Here is a 311-nt window from a genome sequence, read left to right as displayed (position 1 = left end):
TAAACTTGGTAAACTAAGCACAATTATAGGAGTTTACCATGACCAAGAAATTAAGAACCTACAGTAACGAATTTAAAGCTGAAGCTGTCAAGAAGATAGCAGATAATAATGGCAATATCTCAGCTACTGCAAAGCAGTTAGGTATTGCCATGCAAACGCTATCAAACTGGCATAACAAAGCCAATCAAGGCAAGCTTGTTGGCACAGAGCAATATGATCCTGACCTTATGAGTGCTCTTCAAGAAATAAAGCAGCTCAAGCGTCAGCTCAAAGTGGCTGAAGAGGAGCGCGAGATTCTAAAAAAGGCGACC

General features: G+C 40.8%; 1 protein-coding gene. It reads left to right on the top strand.

The window, feature by feature from the left end:
• Positions 1–38: 38 nt before the first annotated feature.
• Positions 39–311, top strand: a 273-nt coding sequence (locus ACT3RN_RS16290; RefSeq protein ID WP_444518899.1) for a transposase, incomplete at its 3' end; no start/stop codon positions are given.

Source organism: Psychrobacter sp. AOP5-GZ1-6 (assembly GCF_052376345.1).
Classification (GTDB): domain Bacteria; phylum Pseudomonadota; class Gammaproteobacteria; order Pseudomonadales; family Moraxellaceae; genus Psychrobacter.
The sequence above is the reverse complement of the archived record's forward strand: the minus strand, read 5'-3'. Positions and strand labels throughout refer to the sequence as shown.